The 1,222-nt window shown below is 60.1% G+C and carries 2 protein-coding genes; both read left to right on the top strand.

Annotated features, from left to right (window positions below; genetic code table 11):
• Positions 1 to 98 precede the first annotated feature (98 nt).
• Positions 99 to 353, top strand: a complete 255-nt coding sequence (locus ACQG3P_RS18880; protein WP_217539425.1) for a transposase — start codon at positions 99 to 101, stop codon at positions 351 to 353.
• Positions 350 to 1,183, top strand: a complete 834-nt coding sequence (locus ACQG3P_RS18875; RefSeq protein WP_426805887.1) for an IS3 family transposase — start codon at positions 350 to 352, stop codon at positions 1,181 to 1,183. Before ACQG3P_RS18880 ends, ACQG3P_RS18875 begins: the two co-directional genes overlap by 4 nt.
• Positions 1,184 to 1,222 lie beyond the last annotated feature (39 nt).

Here is a 1,222-nt window from a genome sequence, read left to right as displayed (position 1 = left end):
TGAGGTGGTCTAATCCGGCTGGACACTCGATAGGATCAATCCAAGCATCGAGGTGACCCGTGGCAAGACAGATAACCCAAGGTATGAGAGACGAGGCCGTGCGCCTGGTCGTGGTGGAGGGGCAGACGGTAAGAGAGGTCTGCCAGCTGATGGAGGTCGGCCCAACCGCGCTGAGGCGCTGGATAGATCAATGGCAGCGGAAGCACAACCCCGACGCCGAGGGGCCGCCGATTGACCCTCAGGCCCGGATTGCAGAGCTGGAATCCCAGAATCGAAGGCTCAAGGAGGAGCGCGATCTACTAAAAAAATCCATAGCCTTCTTCGTTCGGGACAACGATCGCCGGAACAAGTGATCGAAGAACTGGGGAAGGCTGCTCCGATCCGATTGGTCTGCCAGCTGATGGACTACCCGCGCAGCAGCTACTACGCCTGGCGGGGTCGACAGGAACAGATCGACCACGAGCTACTGAGCCAGGTCGACCTGGTGAGGCGCATTCACAAATCGCATCGGGGCAGCTGTGGGTCGCGCCGTATGGCCAAGGAATTGGCCAACATTGGGCTGCAGGTTGGCCGGTACCGGGCCCGCACGCTGATGCGCCGGGCCGGGGTGAGGGCCCGGCAACACAAGCGTCATAAGTATCAAAGCCTTGGGCCACAGGCCCTGACCGTTCCCAATGTGCTGGATCGTCAGTTCAATCCGGAGGCACCGAACCAAGTATGGGCAGGCGACATCACCTATATCCCGACCCAGCAGGGCTGGCTGTATCTTGCGATTGTTGTGGACCTATATGCCCGACGGATCGTGGGATGGGCTCATTCCCATGAAGCAAATGCCTGGCTGGCCGTCAGGGCGTTGCGAGGAGCATTGAAGCAGCGCTGTCCCAAAGCGGGCCTGCTTTTTCACTCCGATCAAGGCCGGCAGTACACCAGCCACGCCATGGCCGAAATCCTGCGCGACAACGGAGTTACGCAGAGCATGAGCCGCAAGGGAAATTGCTGGGACAACGCCGTCGTAGAGCGGGTTTTCGCCACCCTCAAGGGAGAATGGCTGTACGCCAAGTACCCCACACGGTACGAGGCAGCGGCAGATATCGAAAAGTTCGTGGACTGGTACAACCAGCGCCGGCTGCATAACGCCAACGGCCTGGTACCGCCTGCGCTCCACGAAGCGCAGGTGGCCTGAACGCCCCTTGAGAGTGTCCAGAAAAACTTGACCACCACA

It is taken from the genome of Stenotrophomonas sp. SrG (genome assembly GCF_050031795.1).
Lineage (GTDB): Bacteria > Pseudomonadota > Gammaproteobacteria > Xanthomonadales > Xanthomonadaceae > Stenotrophomonas > Stenotrophomonas rhizophila_A.
The sequence above is the reverse complement of the archived record's forward strand: the minus strand, read 5'-3'. Positions and strand labels throughout refer to the sequence as shown.